At 64.5% G+C, this 22,010-nt stretch carries 20 protein-coding genes and 1 pseudogene; 7 read left to right on the top strand and 14 right to left on the bottom strand.

Annotated features, from left to right (window positions below; genetic code table 11):
* Positions 1 to 235, top strand: a 235-nt coding sequence (locus AAHB17_RS20310) for a HigA family addiction module antitoxin (protein WP_342132691.1), incomplete at its 5' end; no start/stop codon positions are given.
* 282 nt (positions 236 to 517) lie between these two features.
* Here the strand turns inward: AAHB17_RS20310 and AAHB17_RS20305 are convergent.
* The 11 genes from AAHB17_RS20305 to AAHB17_RS20255 all read right to left on the bottom strand — a co-directional run bounded on the left by AAHB17_RS20305 (position 518) and on the right by AAHB17_RS20255 (position 11,815).
* On the bottom strand, positions 518 to 1,582 hold the full coding sequence (locus tag AAHB17_RS20305; RefSeq protein ID WP_342132690.1) for an amidohydrolase family protein: 1,065 nt from the start codon (positions 1,580 to 1,582) through the stop codon (positions 518 to 520).
* Complete coding sequence (locus tag AAHB17_RS20300; protein WP_446719633.1) at positions 1,579 to 2,289, bottom strand: ABC transporter ATP-binding protein; 711 nt, start codon at positions 2,287 to 2,289, stop codon at positions 1,579 to 1,581. The genes AAHB17_RS20305 and AAHB17_RS20300 overlap by 4 nt, the downstream gene beginning before the upstream one ends.
* The gene (locus tag AAHB17_RS20295; protein WP_342132688.1) at positions 2,276 to 3,055 is read right to left on the bottom strand and encodes an ABC transporter ATP-binding protein; all 780 of its coding nucleotides are present in this window, start codon (positions 3,053 to 3,055) and stop codon (positions 2,276 to 2,278) included. Before AAHB17_RS20295 ends, AAHB17_RS20300 begins: the two co-directional genes overlap by 14 nt.
* Complete coding sequence (locus AAHB17_RS20290; protein ID WP_342132686.1) at positions 3,052 to 4,041, bottom strand: branched-chain amino acid ABC transporter permease; 990 nt, start codon at positions 4,039 to 4,041, stop codon at positions 3,052 to 3,054. Before AAHB17_RS20290 ends, AAHB17_RS20295 begins: the two co-directional genes overlap by 4 nt.
* 1 nt (position 4,042) lies before the next feature.
* Complete coding sequence (locus tag AAHB17_RS20285; protein ID WP_342132685.1) at positions 4,043 to 4,912, bottom strand: branched-chain amino acid ABC transporter permease; 870 nt, start codon at positions 4,910 to 4,912, stop codon at positions 4,043 to 4,045.
* A 9-nt stretch (positions 4,913 to 4,921) separates the two neighbouring features.
* Entirely contained in the window at positions 4,922 to 6,094 is a 1,173-nt protein-coding gene (locus AAHB17_RS20280) for an ABC transporter substrate-binding protein (protein ID WP_342132684.1), read from the bottom strand.
* Positions 6,095 to 6,280: 186 nt separating this feature from the next.
* Positions 6,281 to 7,192 carry a LysR family transcriptional regulator gene (locus tag AAHB17_RS20275; protein ID WP_342132683.1) on the bottom strand — a complete coding sequence of 304 codons (912 nt, stop codon included), beginning with the start codon at positions 7,190 to 7,192 and terminating at the stop codon, positions 6,281 to 6,283.
* Between the two features lie 143 nt (positions 7,193 to 7,335).
* Positions 7,336 to 8,712: an MmgE/PrpD family protein gene (locus AAHB17_RS20270; RefSeq protein WP_342132682.1), complete on the bottom strand. Its 1,377-nt coding sequence runs from the start codon at positions 8,710 to 8,712 to the stop codon at positions 7,336 to 7,338.
* A 39-nt stretch (positions 8,713 to 8,751) separates the two neighbouring features.
* The gene (locus AAHB17_RS20265) at positions 8,752 to 9,063 is read right to left on the bottom strand and encodes a DUF4387 domain-containing protein (RefSeq protein ID WP_342132681.1); all 312 of its coding nucleotides are present in this window, start codon (positions 9,061 to 9,063) and stop codon (positions 8,752 to 8,754) included.
* Positions 9,060 to 10,439, bottom strand: a complete 1,380-nt coding sequence (locus AAHB17_RS20260) for an acyclic terpene utilization AtuA family protein (RefSeq protein ID WP_342132680.1) — start codon at positions 10,437 to 10,439, stop codon at positions 9,060 to 9,062. The genes AAHB17_RS20265 and AAHB17_RS20260 overlap by 4 nt, the downstream gene beginning before the upstream one ends.
* Before the next feature lie 14 nt (positions 10,440 to 10,453).
* Positions 10,454 to 11,815 carry an LLM class flavin-dependent oxidoreductase gene (locus AAHB17_RS20255; protein WP_342132679.1) on the bottom strand — a complete coding sequence of 454 codons (1,362 nt, stop codon included), beginning with the start codon at positions 11,813 to 11,815 and terminating at the stop codon, positions 10,454 to 10,456.
* Between the two features lie 234 nt (positions 11,816 to 12,049).
* Between AAHB17_RS20255 and ribB the strand changes: the two genes are divergently transcribed.
* The 5 genes from ribB to AAHB17_RS20230 all read left to right on the top strand — a co-directional run bounded on the left by ribB (position 12,050) and on the right by AAHB17_RS20230 (position 17,407).
* Positions 12,050 to 12,730, top strand: a complete 681-nt coding sequence (gene ribB, locus AAHB17_RS20250; RefSeq protein ID WP_342132677.1) for a 3,4-dihydroxy-2-butanone-4-phosphate synthase — start codon at positions 12,050 to 12,052, stop codon at positions 12,728 to 12,730.
* Positions 12,731 to 12,765: 35 nt separating this feature from the next.
* Positions 12,766 to 13,833, top strand: coding sequence for a flavin reductase (locus AAHB17_RS20245; RefSeq protein ID WP_342132676.1), 1,068 nt, complete (start codon positions 12,766 to 12,768; stop codon positions 13,831 to 13,833).
* A 149-nt stretch (positions 13,834 to 13,982) separates the two neighbouring features.
* Positions 13,983 to 15,461 carry an aldehyde dehydrogenase gene (locus AAHB17_RS20240; protein ID WP_342132674.1) on the top strand — a complete coding sequence of 493 codons (1,479 nt, stop codon included), beginning with the start codon at positions 13,983 to 13,985 and terminating at the stop codon, positions 15,459 to 15,461.
* Between the two features lie 25 nt (positions 15,462 to 15,486).
* Positions 15,487 to 16,485, top strand: a complete 999-nt coding sequence (locus AAHB17_RS20235) for a Bug family tripartite tricarboxylate transporter substrate binding protein (protein ID WP_342132673.1) — start codon at positions 15,487 to 15,489, stop codon at positions 16,483 to 16,485.
* Positions 16,481 to 17,407, top strand: coding sequence for an NAD(P)-dependent oxidoreductase (locus tag AAHB17_RS20230; RefSeq protein WP_342132694.1), 927 nt, complete (start codon positions 16,481 to 16,483; stop codon positions 17,405 to 17,407). Before AAHB17_RS20235 ends, AAHB17_RS20230 begins: the two co-directional genes overlap by 5 nt.
* Here AAHB17_RS20230 and AAHB17_RS20225 read toward each other — a convergent pair.
* Positions 17,388 to 18,299, bottom strand: a complete 912-nt coding sequence (locus AAHB17_RS20225) for a LysR family transcriptional regulator (protein ID WP_342132672.1) — start codon at positions 18,297 to 18,299, stop codon at positions 17,388 to 17,390. The genes AAHB17_RS20230 and AAHB17_RS20225 overlap by 20 nt on opposite strands.
* Positions 18,300 to 18,454: 155 nt before the next feature.
* Between AAHB17_RS20225 and AAHB17_RS20220 the strand changes: the two genes are divergently transcribed.
* Positions 18,455 to 20,038 carry an MFS transporter gene (locus tag AAHB17_RS20220; RefSeq protein ID WP_342132671.1) on the top strand — a complete coding sequence of 528 codons (1,584 nt, stop codon included), beginning with the start codon at positions 18,455 to 18,457 and terminating at the stop codon, positions 20,036 to 20,038.
* 69 nt (positions 20,039 to 20,107) lie between these two features.
* Here the strand turns inward: AAHB17_RS20220 and AAHB17_RS24785 are convergent.
* Positions 20,108 to 20,305, bottom strand: a pseudogene (locus AAHB17_RS24785) (acetyl-CoA hydrolase/transferase C-terminal domain-containing protein); the annotation flags it as partial.
* Between the two features lie 254 nt (positions 20,306 to 20,559).
* Complete coding sequence (locus AAHB17_RS20215; RefSeq protein WP_342132692.1) at positions 20,560 to 22,002, bottom strand: aminotransferase-like domain-containing protein; 1,443 nt, start codon at positions 22,000 to 22,002, stop codon at positions 20,560 to 20,562.
* Positions 22,003 to 22,010: the final 8 nt, after the last annotated feature.

Raw genomic sequence — 22,010 nt, 5'->3', positions numbered from 1 at the left:
GGCAGCTGCTCAGCTCAAGGTGTCGCGCACGGCGTTCTCTCGCGTGCTGAACGAGCATGCGGCCATCAGCTCGGAGATGGCTTTGCGTTTGGCCGATTGGCTGGGTGGCGATGCTACGACCTGGCTTCGCATGCAGACCGACTATGACCTGTGGATCGCGCGTAAGACGCACAAGGTCAAGATCGCGAAGGCGGCATCTGCGACCACCGATCATCTGGTTATCCTGTCCGCCTGAATAAGGTTCGCTTCGGTCTGCAGCAAATTTACCAACCGCTGCATCTGAGCCACGGCGACCAGTGCTACGGCGAGGTTGCGTGGGTTGTCGCGGCAAGCCGGCCCAACCTAAATATTCCAGGAATATTCGTTATGTTAAATACAAATTCAACATATTGAAAATCGTGGAACACTGACAAGGACGCCAGCCCGCTCCGAGAACAGGAAATTTTGAAGTCATAGACCTCTATCTCCTCGCACCAGTTTAGGACCGCATACGGGTCGTAGCACTTGTCACGACAGGCTACTTTTTTCGATTCTCCTGTGAGGAAATGCGATACACCTGAGCCGCAGTGTCATGGAATAGCAAGTGCTTCTGTTCCTCGCGTGCTCCAGCAGCAATGCGCTTATACGCATTCCACACCACGCCATAACCGGCCGCGCTACGGTCGACCGGAAAGTTGCTCTCGAACATGCAGCGCTCGGCGCCGAAATGCTCCAGCACCGGCTCCATCCACGGGCGCCAGGCATCAGCCAGTTGTGTCGAGGTCGGCGGCTCGGGACGCGCTGCGAAGCCGTACCCGAACACCGCCGTACCTAGCCCCCCGAGCTTGACGAACACATTGGGGCACGTGGCCAGGCGGCGCAGCCAGGGCCGCCACTCCGCTTGCGCCCGCGCGGACTGCCCGGCGTACTCGGCCACGCCCAGCACGCCACCGATGTGGTCAAGCACCAGCGAGGTTTCAGGAAAGGCGCAAGCCAGTTCGTAGACTTCGGCCATCTGCGGGTGGTAGATCCAGGCATCGAAGCTAAGGCCATGGCGCGCGAGTTGTGCGTAACCTTCACGGAAGGCTGCGTCCCGGTACAGGCCGGGCATGGGCCGGGGCAATACGCCGTGCTTGAAGCTGGGATGGTAGGCACCGCTGTTGCGTATGCCCCGGAAACGCCCGTCCCCAGCAGCCACCTGGGCGGCCAGCACTTCGTCGATGGCAGCGCCCTGGCGCAGATCTGCATACCCAACGATGCCGGCGGCCACGTGGGTCTTTTGCTGCCGCAGGTTGGCCTCGCGCGTGACCGCCACCACCGCCTCTATTTCGCCCACTGGGCGCATGGCATCAGGGCCATCCGACCAGTGCTGCCAGCCGCATTGCACATACACCGTGGCAACGAAGTGATGGCCCTGGCCATCGGCCAGCAAGTCGTCCGGTAGGTAGCCTCCCCAGTGCTCAGAAAAATGGTGGTGCGGATCGATGATGGGCAGTTCGGGGTCCAGCGCGTCTTCTACACTCGCGCGCAACCAAGCAGCGTCGGGCTGCTGATGCGCGATTTGCAACAGCGGCGTATCGGCTGAGGTAGTGCCCATGCTCATACCCCCAAATAGGCCTTGCGCACGAAGGGATCGTCCAGCAACTCCTCGCCCTTGCCAGATTTGACCACCTCGCCGTGCTCCAGCGCATAGGCGTTGTGGGCCAAGCGCAGCGCCAGCCGTGCGTTCTGTTCCACCAGCACAATGGACATGCCCTGCTGGTTGAGACGACGGATCGCGTCAGCGATTTCGGCCACCACCTTGGGCGCAATGCCCAGAGAAGGTTCGTCCAGCATCAGCAAGCGGGGCCGCACCATCAGCGCGCGGCCAATCGCAACCATCTGCTGCTCGCCGCCCGACAGCGAGCCCGCCAACTGCGACCGACGCTCGTGCACACGCGGAAACAGCTCGTAGATCTGCTTCAGGGTCTGTTCGCGTTCGTGATGCGACTTCACTGTGTGGGCACCGATCAGCAGATTCTCCAGCACCGTCATGCGGCCAAACAGGCGCCGTCCTTCCGGCGACAGCGCCACACCGCGCAACACGCGCTGCTCGGGTGCGAGGCGCTGCACTTCCTGGCCATCGACCCGGATCACGCCCGCGCTGCTGGGCACCAGGCCGGCTATCGCCTTGAGCGTGCTGCTTTTGCCGGCACCGTTGGAGCCGATCAGGGCAACCAGCTCGCCCTTGTGGACCCGGAAGCCCACCGAACGCACGGCCTCCAATTGGCGGTAGTGAACACTGAGTTTCTCGACTTCAAGCATGGGCATATTCAGGCGCTCCCAGGTAGGCTTCAACCACGGCCGGGTTGACACGCAACTCTTCCGGCGTGCCTTCAGCAATCTTTTCTCCGTGCACCAGCACCACGATGCGTTCGCACACCTCCATGACGATGGCCATATGGTGTTCGACCAGCAGGATGGTCATGCCGTGTTCGTCGCGCAGCAAGCGCAACAGGCGTGTCAGCTCGTTGCACTCCTCGTGGTTGAGTCCGGCCGCCGGTTCGTCCATCAGCAGCATGGATGGTCGGGCCGCCAGGCCGATGGCGATGCCCAACTTCTTCTGCAGCCCATAAGCCAGAGTGCCGGCCACCGTGTGGCGCCAGGCCTGCATGCCCACGATGGCGATGACACGGTCCACTTCGGCGGCCACCTGATCGCGTGGCAGCAAGTGCGAGCGGCGCTGCATCAGCCGCTGAGGTACCGAGCCTTGTATGCGCGACAACAGCGCGTGCTCGATGTTCTTTTCCACCGTCTCGTCGGCGTAGGTGGTGGTGGACTGGAAGGTGCGCACCAGCCCCTGGGCCACGATGGCGCTGGGTCGCTGCCCGGTGATGTCGGCACCGGCAAAACGCACCTGCCCCTTGGTGGGCGGCAAAACCCCGCTGATGGTGTTGAAGGCGGTGGTCTTGCCGGCACCGTTGGGCCCGATCAGACCCATGATTTGGCCTTTGCCAACAGAGAAACTCAAATCCTTGACGGCTGCAAGGCCGCCGAAGTGTTTGGCCAGGCACTTGACTTCAAGCAAGACGTTCATGTGGGACTCCCGGGCTGGCGTTTGAACTTGAGCACGCTGGCGATGCCACCGGGCAGGAAACGCAGGATGAGGATGAGGGCGGCGCCGTAAAACATGTGCTGCGTCTGCACCGCACCCCGGAACAGCTCCGGCAGGGGCGTGAGCACCAGGGCGCCGAGCACCGGGCCATACAGCGACTTTCGCCCGCCAATGACCAGCATGGTGATAAAAGCCACCGAGGCGCTGGTGTTGAAGGACTCGGGCGAAATGAAGCCGATGTAGCGCGCAATCAGCACACCCCCCAAGCCCGCCAGCACCGAGCCGGCCGCGTAAGCCACGATCTGGATGCGCAGCACGTTCAGGCCAGTGGATTCAGCCAGCGCGGGGTTGGCAGCGACCGCGTCCATGGCCTGCCCCAAGGGGCGTTTGAACAACCACACCAGCAACGCCACCGAGGCCAATGCCAACGTGAGGGCCAGTGCATAAAAACGCTCGCGCGTATCAAACGTCCAGTCACCGATCTGCAGTGGCGGTATGGCCGCGATGCCGTTGGCGCCGCCCGTGAACGACACCGCATCCAGCAGGGCCAGGCGCACCAACTCGGCAAAGGCAAAGGTCACCAGGACAAAGTAGACACCCTTGAGCCGCAGGATCACCCAGCCGAGCAAGCCGGCCACCAGCGCCACCATCCCCAGGGCCAGACCGGCGGACCAGATGACGCCCATGCCCGCCATGGAGGCCAGCATCACCGAGCCGTAGGCGCCCAGCGCCACCGGCGCCGAGTGGCCGAAGGAAAGCTGTCCACTTCGGTCGATCAGGGACAGGCCATTGACGATGACGACGTTGATGCAGGCCAGGATGGCCAGGTGCAGCACGAACTGCCCGGCCGTCCACGGCCAGGCCACCAATGCCACGGCAGCGATGCCACCGGCCACCAGCCAGGGGTTGCGGCGTGCGGACGAAACACCCGGCGACACCGGCGCAGCTTGAACCAGTTGAGTTGTCATTTCAGGCCTCTCCTCGGCCGATCAGGCCGCGCGGGAAGGCAAGCATGCCCACCACCACCAGAATAAAAATCAGCATGTCCGCCGTGCTGCTGCTCAGGAACAGCGACGAATAGCTCTCCAGCAGGCCCAGGCACAGGCCGGCGATGGCAGCGCCTGGAATGCTGCCCAGGCCACCCAGGATCACGACCATGAAGGCCTTGAGCAGCGGCGTCTGGCCCATGAAGGGCGAGACAGAGAACAGCGGGGCCATCAGCGCCCCGGCAATGGCTGCCAGCCCGATGCCGATGCCAAAACCCAGCGGGTAGTAGAGGCGCGAGCGCACGCCTTGGAGGGCGGCGATGTCGGCATCCTCCACCACGGCGCGCAGGCCGCGCCCCACCGGCGAGTGGCGCAGAAAGGCGTAGAGCAGCAGCAGCACCGCGATGGCGAACACCACCACGTACAGGCGCGAGTTCGCCACCGTGACGCCCAGCACGGTAGTGGCGCCGGTGGCGATGGAGGGCATCGAGACCGGATCGGGCCCGAACACCATCAAGGCCACGTTCTGCAGAATCATGGCCAAACCGATGGTGACGATCATGCCGTTGAGCTCGTCCTTGCGGAAGGGCTTGAGGATGAGCCATTCCACCACGCTGCCGAAGGCGATGGCCAACACCACGCTGAGCGCGACCGCGAGCAGGAATGGCAGGCCCAGGTGGACCACCAGTGTGTAGGCCGCGAACGCGCCCAGCATGTAGAACTCACCGTGGGCGAAATTCACCATCCGCATCACGCCGAACACCAAGGTGAAACCCACCGCCATCAGCAGGTACAGCAGGCCGACGACCAGTCCGTTGACGGTCGCCTGCCCGATCAGGAGTTGCCAGTCCATTGCGTGGGCTCACTTGCAACCGTCGGCCACGGTGCAGCGCGCGCGGATGACCTCGACACCGTTCTTGATCTCGGCGATGTAGAAGGGCACCGCCAGCTGGTGGTCCACGCCGTAGCTAGTCTTGCCGGTCCAGTTGAGCTTGCCCAGCGCGCCGTCGAAGTCCTTGAGCTTCTCCAGCTCCAGGCGGACCTTGGTGGTGTCGGCGACCGAGCCGGAACGGCGCATGGCCTCGAACAGCATGTGGGTGAAGTCGTAGAAGGAAGGGCTGAAGCCGTTGGGTGCCACCTTGTACTTGGCCTGGTAGGCGTCCATGTAGGCTCGGGTGGATGGCTGGGCGGCATCGATCACCGCGTGCACCATCATCCCTTCGCTGGCTTCCTTGCCGGCCACGCCGATGATCTCGGCCGTGGCGGGGCCACCGGTGCGCACCACCTTGCCCTTGAAGCCCAGTTCGCGCGCCTGTTTGGCGATCAAGCCGGCCGTGCCGGGGGCATTGCCGTCGAGCTCGATGGTGTCGATGCCACGCGCCAGCATGCGGGTCAGCAGCGGCACGAAGTCCACACGGTCACGCTCGAAGAATTCCTTGGCCACCATCTCGCCACCGGCCTTGCGATAGGCCGCCTCCAGGTCGCGCGCGATGACCTGGCCGGATTCGTCGTTGGGGAACAGGCCCCCCGACTTCTTGACACCAAAGGACTTCACCAACCAGGCGATCTGCGGTTCGGCAAACTCCAGCGTGGTGATGACCGGACGGAAACTGAAGGGCTTGTCGGCCGCCAACGCCTTGTTGGTGAAGCCCAGGGTGACTGTCAGCACCTGGTTCTTTTCGGTGATGGGCTGCACCGCCAGTGCGGGTGCCGAGCCGGTGGGGCCGATGATGAACTTGACCTTGTCCTCGAACACCAGGCGGTTGGCGACGGTCACGGCCTCACCGGCCTGGTATTTGTCGTCGTAGGCCACGATCTCGACCTTGTACTTCTTGCCGGCCACCTCCAGACCACCGGCGCCATTGACCTTGTCGGCCGCCAGCTCGGCCGCGTTCTTCATGGCCTGGCCCCAGGCAGCACCCGGGCCGGACAAGGTGACAAGGGCACCGATCTTGAGGGTTTCCTGTGCAGCGGCCTGCAAAGCGAAGCCGCCCACCAGCACAGCGGCCAATGCATTGCGAGTGAATCGAGTCATGTTGTCTCCAGAGAAAGTTGTGCCGCTGAACTGCGGACCATTGAGGGGGCAGCGGATTCTTTCTCGGAGGCATCGCTGAAGGAAATCAACAATCCATATGCATTTATTGCAGCGATGAATAAGCGCGGGGTGGCCGCGCTCAGCAAGGCTCACGCCGGTGGCGCGAGCGGTCAGGCAAGGGGTCGCTCAGACCAGAGGAGCGAAGGCGGTGTGCAGGTGTTCGCGGAAGCTCTGCACCGCGGCAGTGGGCACCACGCGGCGGGCCACGATGCTCCCGTAGCTGCGCAGCGCGCGGAAGTCGGCCAGCTCGACAATGGCACGCGATTCGCGCGCGTTGATCTGCGCCATGGAGCGCGGCAGGAAGGCGACACAGCTGCCGGTGTCGATCATGCCCATAAGGGTGGGCAGGGTGGAGGCAGTGGAGGCCTCCAGCGTGGCGCCAAAGCGTGCGAACTCACCGGCCAAGCGTTCGCGCAGGTTGGTGTATCGGTCCAGGAAAATCATGCGGTAGGGCAGGATCATCTCCAGCGTCACCCGAGTCTTGTCGGCCAGCGGATGCTTGGCCGGTACCACCAGCACCACCGGCTCCTCGGCCAGCGGCTGGAACTCCAGGTTGTCGTAGTCGCCGTCCACCGCGGTCACGCCGATGTCGGCCATGCCGTCGCCAATGGTCTTGAGCAGGGTCTCAAAGGGCATGTCGCGCAGCACCACCTGAACGTCGGGGAAACGTTCTCCGTAGGCGTGGATGATGGCCGGCAAGAAGGTGGCGGCCACCATGGGCGTGGCGGCCACCACCACCCGGTTGCGGGCGGCCTCGGAGCGGTCACGGAACTGGCGCAACACGCCGTACAGGCCCGCCAACGCCTCCTGAGCGGCAGAGCGCAGGAGCTCACCGTCTTCGGTGGCATGGACGCTGCGGGTGGTGCGCTTGATGAGCTGCACCCGCAACACGTCCTCCAGGCGCTTGACGCGGCTCGATACGGACGGCTGCGACACACACAGACGCTCGGCAGCGCGGCTGAAACTGCCCTCCTCCAGCACCACCAGAAAGGTCTCAAGTTCTGGCAGGTGAAAACGCAACTGCGGGTGTCTGTTCAATATGCCCCCGATACAAACCCATGAACACATTCCCCCAGCCGGCGGGGACCATGGGAGAACGACTGAAAAGTGGTCGCTGAGGATATACCAAACAAACGGCCACCGCCGGGTGGCGGTGGCCATTCACAGGCACCGGGGGCGGGTTAGGCGCGCAGCACCGCAGTGATGGCCCGGACCGGTGTGGCGGGCGCGGCAGACAACAAAACCTGCAGCACCTGGTTGGCCCGCTCGGCAGGCAAGACCACGCCCGCCGTTCCGTGGAACTTGCTGACGATGTCGTCGCGGGTGAGCGCGCGTTCGCCACTGCCCAGGTTGACCGGCACACGCCGGCTGTGGACCTCGCCCGACTCGAGCTCCACCGTGACCGCGCCCGAGAAGTGCAACGGGAAAGGCGAGTCCACCTCGGCCACGCAGGTGATGCGCTGTGCCAGGGCCAGTGTGGCCGGATCGGTCAGGCTCGTGTCGTCCAGCTCGGCCAGGCCGAAACGGCCCTTGAGCAGACAGGCCGCCACCACAAAAGGCGCGCTGAACTTGCCCTCGTAGTCCGAACGCGGAACGGCCTTGGCCGCAGCTGGTTCAGCCACGATGGGCAGCGTGGCCGCTGGCAGCTCGCAGGTGATGCGGGCAATGCGGGCCGACGGCCCCAGTGCCGCATGCAGTTGCAGGGCCGCCTCGGCGGCACCATGGATGAAGTGGCACACCGGGTAGGGCTTGACGGCGGTGTCAAGCAATGCCCAGCGCTGGCCCAGGCCCTGGGCGATGGACCCGAAGTCCACGTCCGCGAGGTGCGCCTGCATGTGGGTCTCGAAGAAACCGAAGCGTCCCTCGTAAGGCCGACGCGGCGCCGCAAACCCGCCGCGCACCAGGTGCGCGGCCGTGATACCGGCCATGGCGCCCCAACCCGGGTGCAGGCGTTTGGTCCAGGCGCCGTTTTCCAGAAACACCTGCACCCCCGACGCCGTGCTGGCGGCGATGCCCTGGGCGCCCACGATGCCATCGGCAGACAGGCCCAGCAGCTTGCCCGCCACCACGGCGGCGCTGAAATGGGACAGCAGCCCGGTGGCATGGAAGCCCGCGTGGTGGAAACCCCCGCTGACGGACTGCCCCAGGCGTATGCAGGTCTCCATGCCGGCCACATAGGCCGCAATCAGATCGCCCCAGCTCAGGTCCAGCGTTTCCGCCAGGGCCAGAGCCGCCGGCAGGCAGGCCACCGTGGGGTGCACGATGCTGGCCGGGTGGGTGTCGTCGAAGTCCAGGCCGTGCATGAGGTAGCCGTTGGCCATGGCGGCGTCACGCGCGGACAGCCGCACGGCGCTACCCACCACGCTGGCATCGCCCGTGGCACCAGCGGCGGCAATGCCGGCCAGGCCCGGCGCGGCAAATGGAAAGTGGTGCGACGCGAATGCCAGGCCGATGGCATCGACGATGTGGTGCACAGACTTGCTCCAGACGGGAGCGGGCAGCTCGGTGCCGCGCAGGTCCACCGCGAAGTTGGCCAGCTGTTCGGCGATGTTGTCCATGGCGGGAAGAGAGGTCGTTGGTGTCATGTTGGCGGGAGATTAGATCGGAACGTCGATGTCCAGCAAAGGAGCATGTTGCTGCGCCCCGTAGACGTCGCTGTCACCCACGGCTCCCGACGGGATGCGGCGCGGGAGGGTGGCCTTCCAAGCCAGAGCAGGCGGGTACTCGGTAAACAGAACTTGTGCCACAGGCACGTGATAGAGCTGCGCAATCAGCTCGGGCCGGATGACTCCGGTGGCGCGCACCCGCTCGAACAACTTTTCATCGTCGAACATGATGTCCAGCGTGACGTGGAAGGGGCCGGCGTTCTTGCTCTTGCAGGCCTTGGCGATGTCTTTGAGGCGGGTCATGCGTGCACTCCAACTTCTTCGTACTCGATGGGGAACATGCGCAGCGGGTCGTCGATCTCGACCACGTGCTGCAACATGAACTCGTAGATGGCCCCGCGCTCGATGTCGGAGGGTGAGAAGGGAAAGGCCATGTTGCCCTCGCGGCACATGCGGCCAGGGAAGTCGGAATGCAGCAACGTCACCCGCGCCAGCGACAGCGCGGCGTTGGCGATCTCCTGCGTGCGGGCCACCACCTCGGCGATCAGCGACACCTCCACCGGCACCACCCCCTGCGTGGGCTCCCAGGAGCCCATCACTCCGTCGTGCCCGTAGACCCGCAGCACCAGCTGGTAGTCGTCGGGCGACAGGCCCAGGGCACCCACCTTGGTGGCGGTGGAAGCGCGCACAAAATCGAGGAAGCTGTCGATCTGCCCAATCAGGCCGGGGTCGCGTGTGGCGGCGATGGTGAAGGCGCTGTAGCCCACGCGCCGCGCGCCTTCAAGCTTGATGGTGTAGGGCGCGGGCTCCCAGGCCATGCCGGTGATGCGCACCACACGGTCGTTCACCGCAGTGATGCTGCACTCGCCGCTGTGCACCACACCACCCGGTTCGTAGCGGACGATGGGGCTGGCGTTTTCGTGCAAAGCTTGAACTGCCACCGACATGGGCGTGCAGCGCAACTCGGGGTTGAGCGGCTCGGCCTGCACGAAGTCCTCGCCCACCGTCACCAGCAGGCAATCGTGCTTTTTGGGAATGGCGGCGTTGCAGGCGCATTCCAGCATCTTGCCCGCGTACCAGGCGGGCGCCGCCGGTAGGCCGTGGTGCATGGCCAGGGCCACCCAGGGCGCGGGGTCGGTGCCACGCCCGCCCAGGATCACCTGCGCGCCAGCGGCCAGTGCCTGCCGGTAGGGCTCGGGACCCATCATGCCGACGATGCGCTCGGCGCCTTCGATGTCCTGCGCCTGCAGGGCCGGTGCGTTGCCCAGGGCGCGTATCTTGCCGGCCACCAGTTGTTCCAGCAGAAAACCCTTGTCCTGCTCGGCGTGGATCAGCGCCATATTGAAGCTCAGCCCGTGTTCGCGCGCCACCTCGCGGATGATGTCGGCGCAGGCCTGCAGGTGGGGGGCGCCACCGGCGCCACCACAGGTACCTACCATCATGGGGATGCCGTTCTTGATCGCGCCGCGCAGCAGCAGCGAGAGGTCGCGTTTCATGGCCAGGCGGGAGTTCAGCGTCTTGCCCGAACCCAGGTAGTGGGGGCCGGGGTCGGAACTGCCGCCATCGACGCCAATCATGTGGGGCTTGCGCGCTAGCGCGGCCTCCAGCGAGGCCTCAGGGAAACCGTAGCCTAGGATGCCGCTGGCGGACATCATCCGCACTTCGGTGGTCTTGTTCATGCTGTCACCCGCCATCACGCGCCCCGGCGCCAGTCACCCGCCAGCGGACGGCGCACACCCAGGGTATCGCGCAACGTGGTGCCCGGGTATTCCTTGCGGAACAGGCCACGTTTCTGCAACTCGGGCACCACCAGACGCACGATGTCTTCGTAGGTGCCGGGCACGGTCGTGCCGGACAACACGAAGCCGTCGCACGCGGTCTCGAACCATTCCTGCATCTGGTCCGCCACCTGGGACGCGGTGCCCACAAAACACGGGCCGTCGTCCAGCGTGCCACGGCCCGAGGCCTCGACAAAATCGCGCACCGAGGGGTTCTTCTTGCCGCTGATCTGCACCACCTTGTCGCGCAGGCTTTGCCAGGACATGGCGGCCAGCTCCTCGTCGGTGAAAGGCTGCTCGTAGGGCCGGCCAGAGAAGTCGATGTTGAGCGTCTCGCCCATCATGGTCAGGCCGTCGATAGGGCGCGACAGACTGGCGATCAGGTCGCGTTTTTCCTTGGCGATGCTCTCGGTTTCACCGACGATGATCTTCAGCTCCGGTGCGATGCGCACGCTGGCCGGATCGCGTCCGGCGTTGGCCACACCATCCTTGAGCGTCTTGTATTGCTTGCGCCCGTTGTCCAACGTGGGGTACTTGGCAAACACCAGCTCGGCCCAGCGCGAGGCAAAAGCCAGTCCCCGGCCGCTCTGGCCAGCCTGCAGGATCACAGGGTGGCCCTGGGGTGAGCGCGGTACCGGCAACGGGCCACGCGATCTGAAAAACTTGCCCACATGGTCCAGCCGGCGCACCTTGTCGGGGTCAGCGAAGATTTCCTCGACCTTGTCCGCGATGATGGCGTCGTCGGCCCAGGTGTCCCAATGGCCCATGACCACTTCCATGAACTCGTCGGCGCGGTCGTAGCGCAGGTCGTGCTCCAGGTGGTCTTCGTGGCCGAAGTTGGCGGCCTCGGAGTCGTTCATCGAGGTCACCACGTTCCAGGCCACGCGGCCCTGGGTCATGAGGTCCAGCGTGGCGTAGAGGCGGGCCACGTGAAAGGGCTCGTAGTAGGTGGTGGAGTAGGTCGCGCCCAGGCCCAGACGCGAGGTGGCCATGGCCATGGCCATCAGCACCGAAGTCGGCTCCAGCTTGAAGGCTCGCACGCCGTACTTGACCGTGTCGCGGTGGTCGTTGCCGTAGATGTCGGGGATGGCCAGGCGGTCGTCGAAGAAGCACATATCGAACTTGCCTTCTTCCAGCGTGCGCGCAATGCGCTGGTAGTACTGGGGCGTGAGGTAGTCCGTCATGCTCGACGGATGCCGCCACGAGCCGGCGTAGTTGGTGCAATTCTGCGCCTGCATGAAGGCGATGAGTGTCATCTGACGGGGTGTTGTCGACATGGTCTTGTCTTCCTTGGAAATGGGGTGGGCACGCCCTGTGGCGGCTGTGAGGAAGTATTCGTTCAAGCCCCCAGCACCGCAATTTCTAGACTGTGATGAACCTATAGGCCAGACCAATAAATAGGTGATTGGCCGCATTCATTGCTGGCGCGTATAGCTCCATTGACGCTGGCGATTTGTGAATGTGTATGCCCCGTTCCTACACTTAGGCCATCTTCAAAACAGGGGTCTGCCATGCAACTCTCGACAACCATGGAACACGAAACGCACACCCTGATCGACTGGCCGTTCGACAGCGTGGAAAGCGCCATTGCCGCTGTGGCACGCGGTGAATTTGTGGTGGTGGTCGACGACGAGTCCCGCGAGAACGAGGGCGACCTCATCATCGCGGCCGATGCCGTGACACCCGAAGCGATCGCCTTCATGGTTCGCCACACCAGCGGCCTGTTGTGTGTGGCCTTGCCCGGCGATGTGCTGGACCGCCTGCAGTTGCCTCTGATGGTGCAGAACAACGCCGAGTCCTTTCAGACCGCGTTTACCGTGAGCGTGGACAAGCGCGAGGGCATCAGCACCGGCATTTCAGCCTCGGACCGCGCTGCCACTATCCGCGCATTGGCCGATCCCCAAACCCAGGCGAGCGACCTGGTGCGCCCTGGCCACCTGTTCCCACTGCGGGCCCGCGCCGGTGGCGTGCTGAAACGCCCTGGCCACACCGAAGCCGCTCACGACCTAGTGCAACTCGCCGGACGCAAAGCCGGTGGTGTGTTGTGCGAGCTGGTCAGGGCCGACGGCGAAATGGCGCGTCGGCCCGATCTGCTGCGCTTCGCCCACGCCCACGGGCTGGCCATCATCACCATCGCCCAGCTGATCGCACACCGCCGCGAGCTGGCCGATCACCCCCACTGGAACGATTGAACAGGCCCGAACGCCCTAACCAAACGGACACCATGATGAACTTCGACAGCAAACAACTGCGCCAGGTGCTGGGCGCCTTCCCCACCGGCGTGACGGTGGTGACCACCGTGGACACCAGCGGCAACGCCTACGGCGTGACAGCCAATTCCTTCAGTTCGGTGTCGCTCGATCCACCGCTGATCCTCTGGAGCCAGTCCAACCAGTCCAGCAGCCATGCGGCCTTCAAGGACTCAGAACGTTTTGTGGTCAACATCATGGCCGACGACCAGATTCCGGTGGCCAACCAGTTCGCCAAGTCGGGCATAGACAAATTCGCCGGAATCGACGTGTTGCAGGGCCTGGGCGGTGTGCCCATCATCGACGGCACGGCGGCTTACCTCGAATGCCGCAAGGTGGCCGCCTACCCCGGTGGCGACCACACGATTTTTGTCGGCCTGGTGGAACACATCCAGCGCTCCTCGCGCAACCCACTGGCCTTTGGCCAGGGCCGCTACATGGTCACCTTTGCCCACGATCTGGGCGGGCAGGTGGGCACCGACAAAGAACTGTCCACCGTTTCGTCCATCGAAGCCGTACGACTGGCCAGCGCCGCCATCGCGGAGATTTGCGAGGAGATCGGACAACGCACGCTGGGCTTGGCAGTCTGGGGCAACCAGGGCCCCACCATCGTCCGCTGGGAGCCCTCGAAGATGCCGGTCAGCCCCCACCTGCAGACTGGCGTGGTGGTCAATCTCACCCAGTCGGCCACCGGCGTGGCGTTCGCGGCCTTCATGCACAACGAAGCTACGGCCAGAGCGGTGAAAGACGAACTGGCCGCGCGCCGTGACGCCGGCCAGCCCGACGACGGCCAGTTTGCCGCGCGCGTGGCGGAGGCCAGGAAACACGGGCTGGCACGCGCCATCGGGCAGGCACCTTCCGACCGCCACCACGTCACCGTCAACGCCTTCAGCGCGCCGGTGTTCGACGCCAAGGGCCAGATGGTTCTGGCCCTGTCAACCACCTGCCCGGCCGACCGCATGGAACCCGACTGGGACGGTGAGGTGCCGCAGGCCTTGCTGCGCGCCGCGCGCCGCCTGTCCAAGCGGCTGGGACACGCCGGTTGACACCTGGCCTCGGACGAGGCAAGGAAATCCGAATAGCTCAAAGACGTTTTTCATATTGGACCGCGCCTGTCTTCGTCCCTACAGTTTTGGGGCGTTGCGCATGTGGTTCGCCATCCACTGCCGTCAGGCACACACAACAAGGAGACACAGTGATCAAGAAGCACCTGCTGTACATCAACGGCCAGTTTGTCGCGCCCGCCAGCGGCCAGATGATGCCGAGCGTCAACCCCTATACCAGCGAAGTCTGGGCGGAGATACCCGACGCCGGGGCCACGGATGTGGCTGCCGCTGTGGCGGCGGCCCAGCAGGCCTACGAACACACCTGGCGCCACACCTCGGGCGTGGCCCGCGCGGCGCTGATGAACAAGCTGGCCGGCCTCATCGAGGCGCAGGCCGAGCGCATGTCCACCATCGAAAGCACCGACAACGGCAAGATCGTGCGCGAGACCCATTCGCAAATGAAATGGGTGGGTCGCCAGCTGCGCTTCTTCGCAGGTTATGCCGACAAACTCTACGGCCAGCAAGTGCCGCTGGACCAACCCGACACACTGGACTACGTGGTCTACGAACCTTACGGCGTGGTGGCGCTGATCACTGCCTGGAACTCGCCGCTGTCGCTGCTGGCCAACAAGCTGGCACCGGCACTGGCCGCCGGCAACTGTGTGGTGGTCAAACCCTCGGAGCACGCCTCGGTGTCCACGCTGGAATTCGCCGCCCTGGTGGAGGAAGCGGGTTTTCCGCCAGGCGTGTTCAACGTGGTCACGGGCGGCGCCCAGGTCGGCCGTGCGCTCGTCGATGCACCCGGCGTGGCCCGAGTTAGTTTCACCGGAAGCCCTGGGGTGGGCCGCGAGATCGCCGCCGCCGCCGGTCGCCGCCTGGTGCCCGTCACACTGGAGCTGGGCGGCAAATCGCCCAACATCATCTTTGACGACGCCGACATCAACAAGGCGGTGATCGGTGCGCTGGCGGGCATTTTTGGCGCCACCGGCCAGACCTGCGTGGCCGGTTCGCGCCTGCTGGTACAGCGCGGCGTTTACGACGAGGTGCTCAAACGCGTGGCTGTGCGCGCCAGCCAGATCCGGCTGGGCAACCCGCTGGACCCTCAGACGGAGATGGGCACCGTGGCCAACGAGCCGCAGTTCCGTCGCATCCTGGCAGCTATTGAGAATGCCAAGCAGGCGGGCGCCCGCCTGGTCACCGGCGGCGCGCGCGCCACCGGCCCCGGGCTGGACGGCGGTTACTTCGTCCAGCCCACGGTGTTTGCCGATGTGAGCAACCGAAGTGAGCTGGCGCAAGAGGAAATTTTTGGTCCAGTGCTGGCCGTCATCCCGTTTGACACCGAAGCCGAAGCCATCACGATGGCCAACGACAGCCGCTATGGCCTGGCGGCCGGCATCTGGTCGCGCGACATCGGACGTGTGATGCGCGTGAGCCGCGCCATGTTGGCCGGCAGCGTGTGGGTCAACACATACCGCGCGCTGGCAGCGCAGGCACCATTCGGTGGATTCAAGGAGTCAGGCATTGGCCGCGAACGCGGCGAGGTCGGGCTGCACGAATACCTGACCACACGCAACGTGATGATCGATTTTTCTGATACCGAGCGCGACCCGTTCGCGATCAAGAACTGATCCCCAACAACGACAGGAGACACACATGAAGCGTTCAATACACCACACCTCCGTCGGCCGGCGAGCCATGATGTTGGGCACCGTCTGCGCGCTGGCCACCTCCATGGGCAGCGCCTGGGCACAGGACTATCCCAACCGCGCCATCAAACTGGTGGTCCCCTTTCCTCCCGGCGGGTCAGTGGATACCGTGGCGCGGGCGCTGGCCCCCCAGCTGCAACAGCAGATGGGCCAACCGGTAGTGATCGAGAACCGCCCCGGCGCCAACAGCGTGCTGGGGGCGCAAGGCGTCAAACGCTCAGCGCCCGACGGCTACACCATCATGCTCAATGCCTCGCTACAGGTAGTCAACCCGTTGATCATGACGGCAACAACCTACGACATGGACAAGGACTTCACGCCCATCACCTACGTCGGCGCCCTGCCCCAACTGGTGCTGGTGTCAGCCCAAAGTCCCTACAACACCTTGAAGGATTTGCTGGACGATGCCCGCAAGCGGCCGGGGCAGGTGCAGTGGGCCACAGCGGCCTATGGTGCAGCCGGCCACCTGGCGGCCGAACTGCTCAAGGCCAAGGCCCAGGTCAACATGCCCATCGTGCCCTACAAGGGTGGCGGGCCCGCGCTCAACGACCTGATCGGCATGCACGTGGCCGCCATGGTCGAGCCCATGGCCTCGGCCTACCCGCAGGTCAAGGGTGGGCGATTGAAGGCGCTGGCCGTTACCACAGCCAAACGTCTGCCCGCATTGCCCGATTTGCCCACCGTGGCCGAAAGTGGCTTCCCGGGTTTTGACATGCCCAGCTGGTACGGCGTCTGGGCGCCGGCCGGCACGCCGCCAGATATCGTGGCACGCGTCAACAACGAGGTGCGCACCGCCATGGCCGCGCCGGCGGTGGCGAACAAGCTGGCCACCATGTTCTTCCAGCCGGTGGCGTCCAGCTCCACCGAGTTCACATCCTTCATCCGGCGCGAGGTGGACATGTACAAGGACCTGGTGAGCAGCGCCAAGATCAAGGTCGAAGATTGAACCGCCACCTCAACACGAAAGACAGAAAATGACTTCTAAATCAACCATAGGCTTTGTGGGCCTGGGCGTCATGGGCGAACCCATGTGCGCCAACCTCGTGCGCAAGTCGGGCCTGCCTGTGTGGGTGTTCGACCAGGCACACGAACCCATCGCTCGCCTGGTCGGGCAAGGCGCATCTGCAGCACCGTCGCTGGAGGCGCTCGGTGCACAGGCCGACATTGTCTTCCTCTCGTTGCCCTCCATCGCCCAGGTAGAAACGGTGTGCACGGCCCTGATGGCGGCGCCGATCAAGCCGCGCCTGATCGTGGACATGAGCACAAGCGATGTGGCGCGGACGCGGGCGCTGGCAGACAAGTTGAAGACAGCTGGCATCGCACTGGTGGACGCGCCGGTGGCACGCACCAAAGAAGCTGCCGTTTCGGGCACGCTGTTCATCACCGTGGGCGCCACGGCCGAACAGTTCCAGTCGCTCCAGCCCCTGCTCTCGCACATGGGCAGCGACGTGCTGCATTGTGGTGGCACCGGTTGTGGCCAGGTCGTCAAGATCCTAAACAACATCATGGTGTTCATGACCGTCAATGCCTTGTCAGAGGTGTTGACCATAGGGCGACGTTCGGGCATGGATGGCAAGGAGTTGTTCGACGCATTGTCCCGGGGATCGGCCGACAGCTTTGTGCTGCGCAACCATGGCATGAAGTCGCTGATCCCGGACACCTTCCCGGAAAAGGTGTTCCCGGTGGACTACGCGCTCAAGGATGCCTCGCTGGCGCTGGCGCTGGCGCAGCAGGTGGACTTCGAGCCCCACATCGCGAGCTACACCCACGATCTGCTGGCCAAGACCAAAGCCGCAGGGTTTTCACAGAACTACCACCCGGCCCTGATACAGCTGGTGGACGGCCGGGTCAGTCTGACCGAGGCATGAGCAGCCGTGCCGCCAGCTGCGGCAGCAACTGGCTGGCAACGGTCTGGGTCAGCTGCGACGCGTGCCGTGGGTGCCAGATGGCCTCGATGTGGATGCTGCCGCCTTCGCCGGGCGGCAGGTCGTGAAAGACCACCCCGGGGTAGCCACTAAAGTGGTACGAGCGGGGCACCAGTGCCACACCCAGACCCATCTGCACCATCTGGAAAATGGTGAAGGCGTTGCGCGCGCTGTGCCGGATGTCGGGACTGAAACCCGCCAGCGTGCAGGTGGCAATCATAGTGTCGTACACCGTGGGCGCCTGCTCGCGGAACAAGGCCACCATGGGCTCGTGCATCAGGTCCGACAACTTCAGATCGGCGCGAGAAGCCAAGGGGTGCCGAGCCGGCAAGGCCGCACACAGGGTGTCGGTGAAAACCGCACATCTGGATACGCCAGAGCGGTCCGGGTAGGTGTGCACGATGCCCAGGTCCAGCGCCCCCTGCAGCACAGCGGCCACCTGGTCCTTGGACTGCATGTCGCTGACACGCACGTCCACCTCGGGGAAGCTGGCCCGCATGAGCTCCTGAAAGGCCGGCATCACGCTGAACAGCCCTGAAGTGGCCACGCCCACCTGCAGGGTGCCCACGTGGGCGCGGCTGGCGTGCACGGTGGCGTTGATGGCCGTGCGCAACTGGTCGAGCACCAAGTGGCATTCGCGCAGAAACACGATGCCGGCTTCGGTCAGCTTGACCTCGCGCCGGTTGCGCACCAGCAGCTCTACTCCCATTTCGTCTTCAAGCGCCTTGATTTGCTGCGAAAGGGGGGGCTGCGACATGTGCAGCCGCGTGGCGGCCCGGCTGAAACTCAGCTCCTGCGCCACCATCACGAAATACCTCAACTGTTTGATATCCATATCAACGTTACCCGCCACCAGCGTGTTGTGATGCCACCGCCATTTTGCATGTCCCCCCGCCGCGCATGACTTGGTGATTCATCAGTCCGGGATATAGGTCCATCACGATCCGCACTTTCCCCAATGACGCATCCCCGGAAATACTGGGCGTCCCTATGCCACAGCCCTCGGACCCGTCATCGCCCATTTCGGCTCTGCGCCATCCAACGTTCCGCATGCTCTGGAGCGCCTGGGTGGTGGCCAGCGTGTGCATGTGGATGAACGATGTCACGGCGGCGTGGGTGATGACGTCGCTCACCACATCGCCAATGTGGGTGGCCCTGGTGCAGACCGCCGCCACCCTTCCCGTGTTCCTGCTGGGCCTGCCCAGCGGGGCACTGGCAGACATGTTGGATCGGAAACGGTACTTCCTGGGCACGCAGCTGTGGGCCGCCCTGGTGGCCGCCGCGCTCAGCACGCTGTGCTTTCTGGGCATCATGTCGCCCCTGTTGCTGCTGGTGCTGACCTTTGCCAATGGGGTCGGCCTGGCCATGCGCTGGCCAGCGTACTCGGCCATAGTGCCGGATCTCGTGCCCAGGCCTCAGCTGCCAGCCGCGCTGGCGCTCAACGGCATCTCCACCAACGCCTCGCGGCTGTTTGGCCCGCTGCTGGCGGGCGCATTGATCTCAACCGCAGGCAGCGCCTGGGTGTTTCTGCTCAATGCCGTGCTGTCGCTCGCCACGGCGGTGCTGATCGGCCGCTGGCGCCGCGAAGTGCAGGTGGACCCGCTGGGGCACGAAGGCTTGGGCATGGCCATGCGCATCGGTGCGCAACACGTTGCGCAGTCCTACCACCTCAAGGGCGTGCTGCTGCGCATCTTCAGCTTCTTCTTCCATTCCACCGCCCTGATGGCCCTGCTGGCGCTGCTGGCACGGGGTCTGCACGACGGCGGCGCCGGCACCTTCACGCTGCTTATGGCTACGATGGGGGCGGGCGCCATCGCCGCCAGCCTGGTCCTGGCGTCGTTGCGGCGCCGCTACCCACGCGATGCACTGGTGCTCCGGGGCACGGTGGTCATGGGGCTGGCCATGGCCACACTGGCCGGCGCACAACACGTGTGGCAGGCCCTGGCGGCCATGTTTGTGGTGGGCGGCGCGTGGATCACCACGGCTAATACCCTCAGCGTGTCCATACAGATGGAACTGCCGGACTGGGTTCGGGCCCGTGGAATGGCCATCTACCAAATGTCCATCATGGGCGCCAGCGCTGCGGGTGCCGCCGTGTGGGGGCAAGTAGCCACCTGGACCAACGTGCACACCAGCCTGGCCGTGGCATCTGTGACCGGCATTGTTGTCATGTCCTGGTGCAACCGGTTCATGCCCGAGAGGGCCGTCACTCACGAATCTAGCTCAGGTCAAAAGCTGGACCTGCCACAAGCCGCCGTGGTGCCTGGCCCCGGGCGCGTGGTAGTGGCCATCGAATACCTTGTGCGGCCCGCCGATGCCGACGCCTTCCAGCACCTGATGCGACACGAAGGGCGCAGCAGTCGACTGCGCAATGGCGCACTGGCGTGGCATCTGCTGCACGACATCAACCAACCCGGCCGTTTCACCGAACTCATCGTGGACGGGTCCTGGGCCGACCACCTCAGGCGCTTTGACCGCAGCAACGCTGCGGAGCTCGGTCTGCGTGAACGCAAACGCGCCTTCCACATTGGTCCGTCCAAGCCGCAGGTGACACGGCATCTGATGGAAACCTAGAGCTATTTTTCTATTCCCCATTTCGCCCCGTTTCCCACACTTTTCGCATAAGCGTGTCGCGATACCAATCAAAGCCTGCGCACGTTGCCGCAAGGTCAGTCCCTTCAGCCTCACCATCCCATATTCTGTCGCGATCACATCTATATCGCTGCGCGCGGTTGTGACAGGGCCAGACAGCTGGACAACGATCTTTGATGCGCCTTTCTTGTCCGTAGAGGTGACCGCAATAACTGATAGTCCCTGCAATGAATGGTAGGCTGCGCGCACAAAGTCCACCACTGCACGAACTGCACCAACTGCACCGATATAGTCGGGGCCTATGGCTTAGGCATTCACCTGCCCAGTCAGATCCAGGTCCACGGAGGCCAAACGCCGCAGCGTGGCATGCGGGCACTCAGCGGGTTCTGGAAGTTGGGCATTAGCCAGCAGGCGCCCACCTTCTGACACGCCAGCAGTCTTCCGAGCGCAGCCAGACACCCCCCATCGGATAGACGGCCACCTCTCTAGAGCCACTGTTAGCGTCACTCTGCGCCGACAACATTCGGCAAGTTAGCCATCGCCCCCAGTAACTTCAATGCCGCTTTGACCTGCTGCCCCACCGGGTGCCCTACATTCAGGCGCAGATGCCTGGTAAATCGACGGTCGGCAGAAAAGAGCACCCCGGGTGCCGTGCTGATGGATTGCACCATGGCCTGGTGATGGATGGCCAAGGCATCAACCCCCTGGGGCAGCTCCAACCAAACGAAATAGCCCCCTTGGGGCTCGGTCATGCGGGTGCCCTTGGGAAAGTAGCGCTCAATCATGGCACGGGCAGCCGTGTGCTGGCTCTTGAGCGCGCTGCGCAGGTGGCGCAGGTGACGCTCGAGTCCGCCTTGCACCAGGTATTCGGCAACGGCCAGCTGAGACGGAATGGGCGACGCCAGTGAGGTCATCATCTTCAAGCGCTCCACGTCCCGGGTGAAGCGGCCGGCTGCCGCCCAGCCCACCCTGTAGCCGGGCGCCAATGACTTGGAAAACGACGAGCAGTGCAGCACCATACCCTCCAAGTCAAATGCCTTGGCTGGCAGAGGCCTGCGAGCGTCGAAGTGCAGCTCGGCATACACGTCGTCTTCAATAAGCGGAACGCCATGCCGCGCCAGCAGCTGAACCAGTTCCTGCTTCTTGGCGTTGGACATCAAGGCACCCAGCGGGTTCTGGAACGTGGGCATGAACCAGCAGGCCGCCACTTTCTGGCGCTTCAGCAGTGCTTCAAGCGCATCCAGCCGCACGCCGTCCACAGGGTCGGTCTCGACCTCGACCGCTTTGAGGTGCAGTCGCTCCAGGGCCTGCAATGCCGCGTAAAAGGTGGGGGACTCGACAACCACCACATCGCCCGGCTGGGTGACCGCCTGCAGGCAGAGGTTGAGGGCCTCCATCGCGCCGTTGGTCACAATGAGTTCGTCCGCTTGCAAAGACACTCCGTTGAGCGCGTAGCGACGCGCTACCTGAGCACGCAGCGATTCATCACCGGCCGTCAGCGCGCCTGATATCTGCGCCGGACCCAAACGCCGCATGGCCCGAGCGCCACACCGTGCCAAGGCGTCGAACGGGAACAACTCGGGTGCCGGAAACGCCGAGCCGAGCGGAACCACGTCCACGTCGCGGGTGGAGCCCAAGAGCTCGAACACCAGTTCGCTGATGGCCACCGGGGTGATGCGTTCGCTGGGTTGCGCGGCCTCCGGGGGGCGCCCGGTCAGCTGGCGTCGTGCACGGACAAAGTAGCCAGAGCGCTCACGGGCCACAACCAAGCCCTCTGATTCCAGCTGCGCGTAGGCCTGAAATATGGTGGAGGGGCTCACGCCACGCTGACGCCGCAGCTCGCGCACCGAGGGCAAGCGGTCGCCGGGTCTGAGCAGGCCCGTGCGGATGTTGCCGGCCAGTTCATCGGCCAGTTGCTGGTAGCGCGTCAATGTGCCGGACGACATGTGTTCAA

The organism is Hydrogenophaga sp. OTU3427 (assembly GCF_038440225.1).
In the GTDB taxonomy this organism is placed as follows: domain Bacteria; phylum Pseudomonadota; class Gammaproteobacteria; order Burkholderiales; family Burkholderiaceae_C; genus Hydrogenophaga.
Note: the sequence above shows the minus strand (reverse complement) of the source record. Positions and strands in the feature narration are given on the sequence as shown.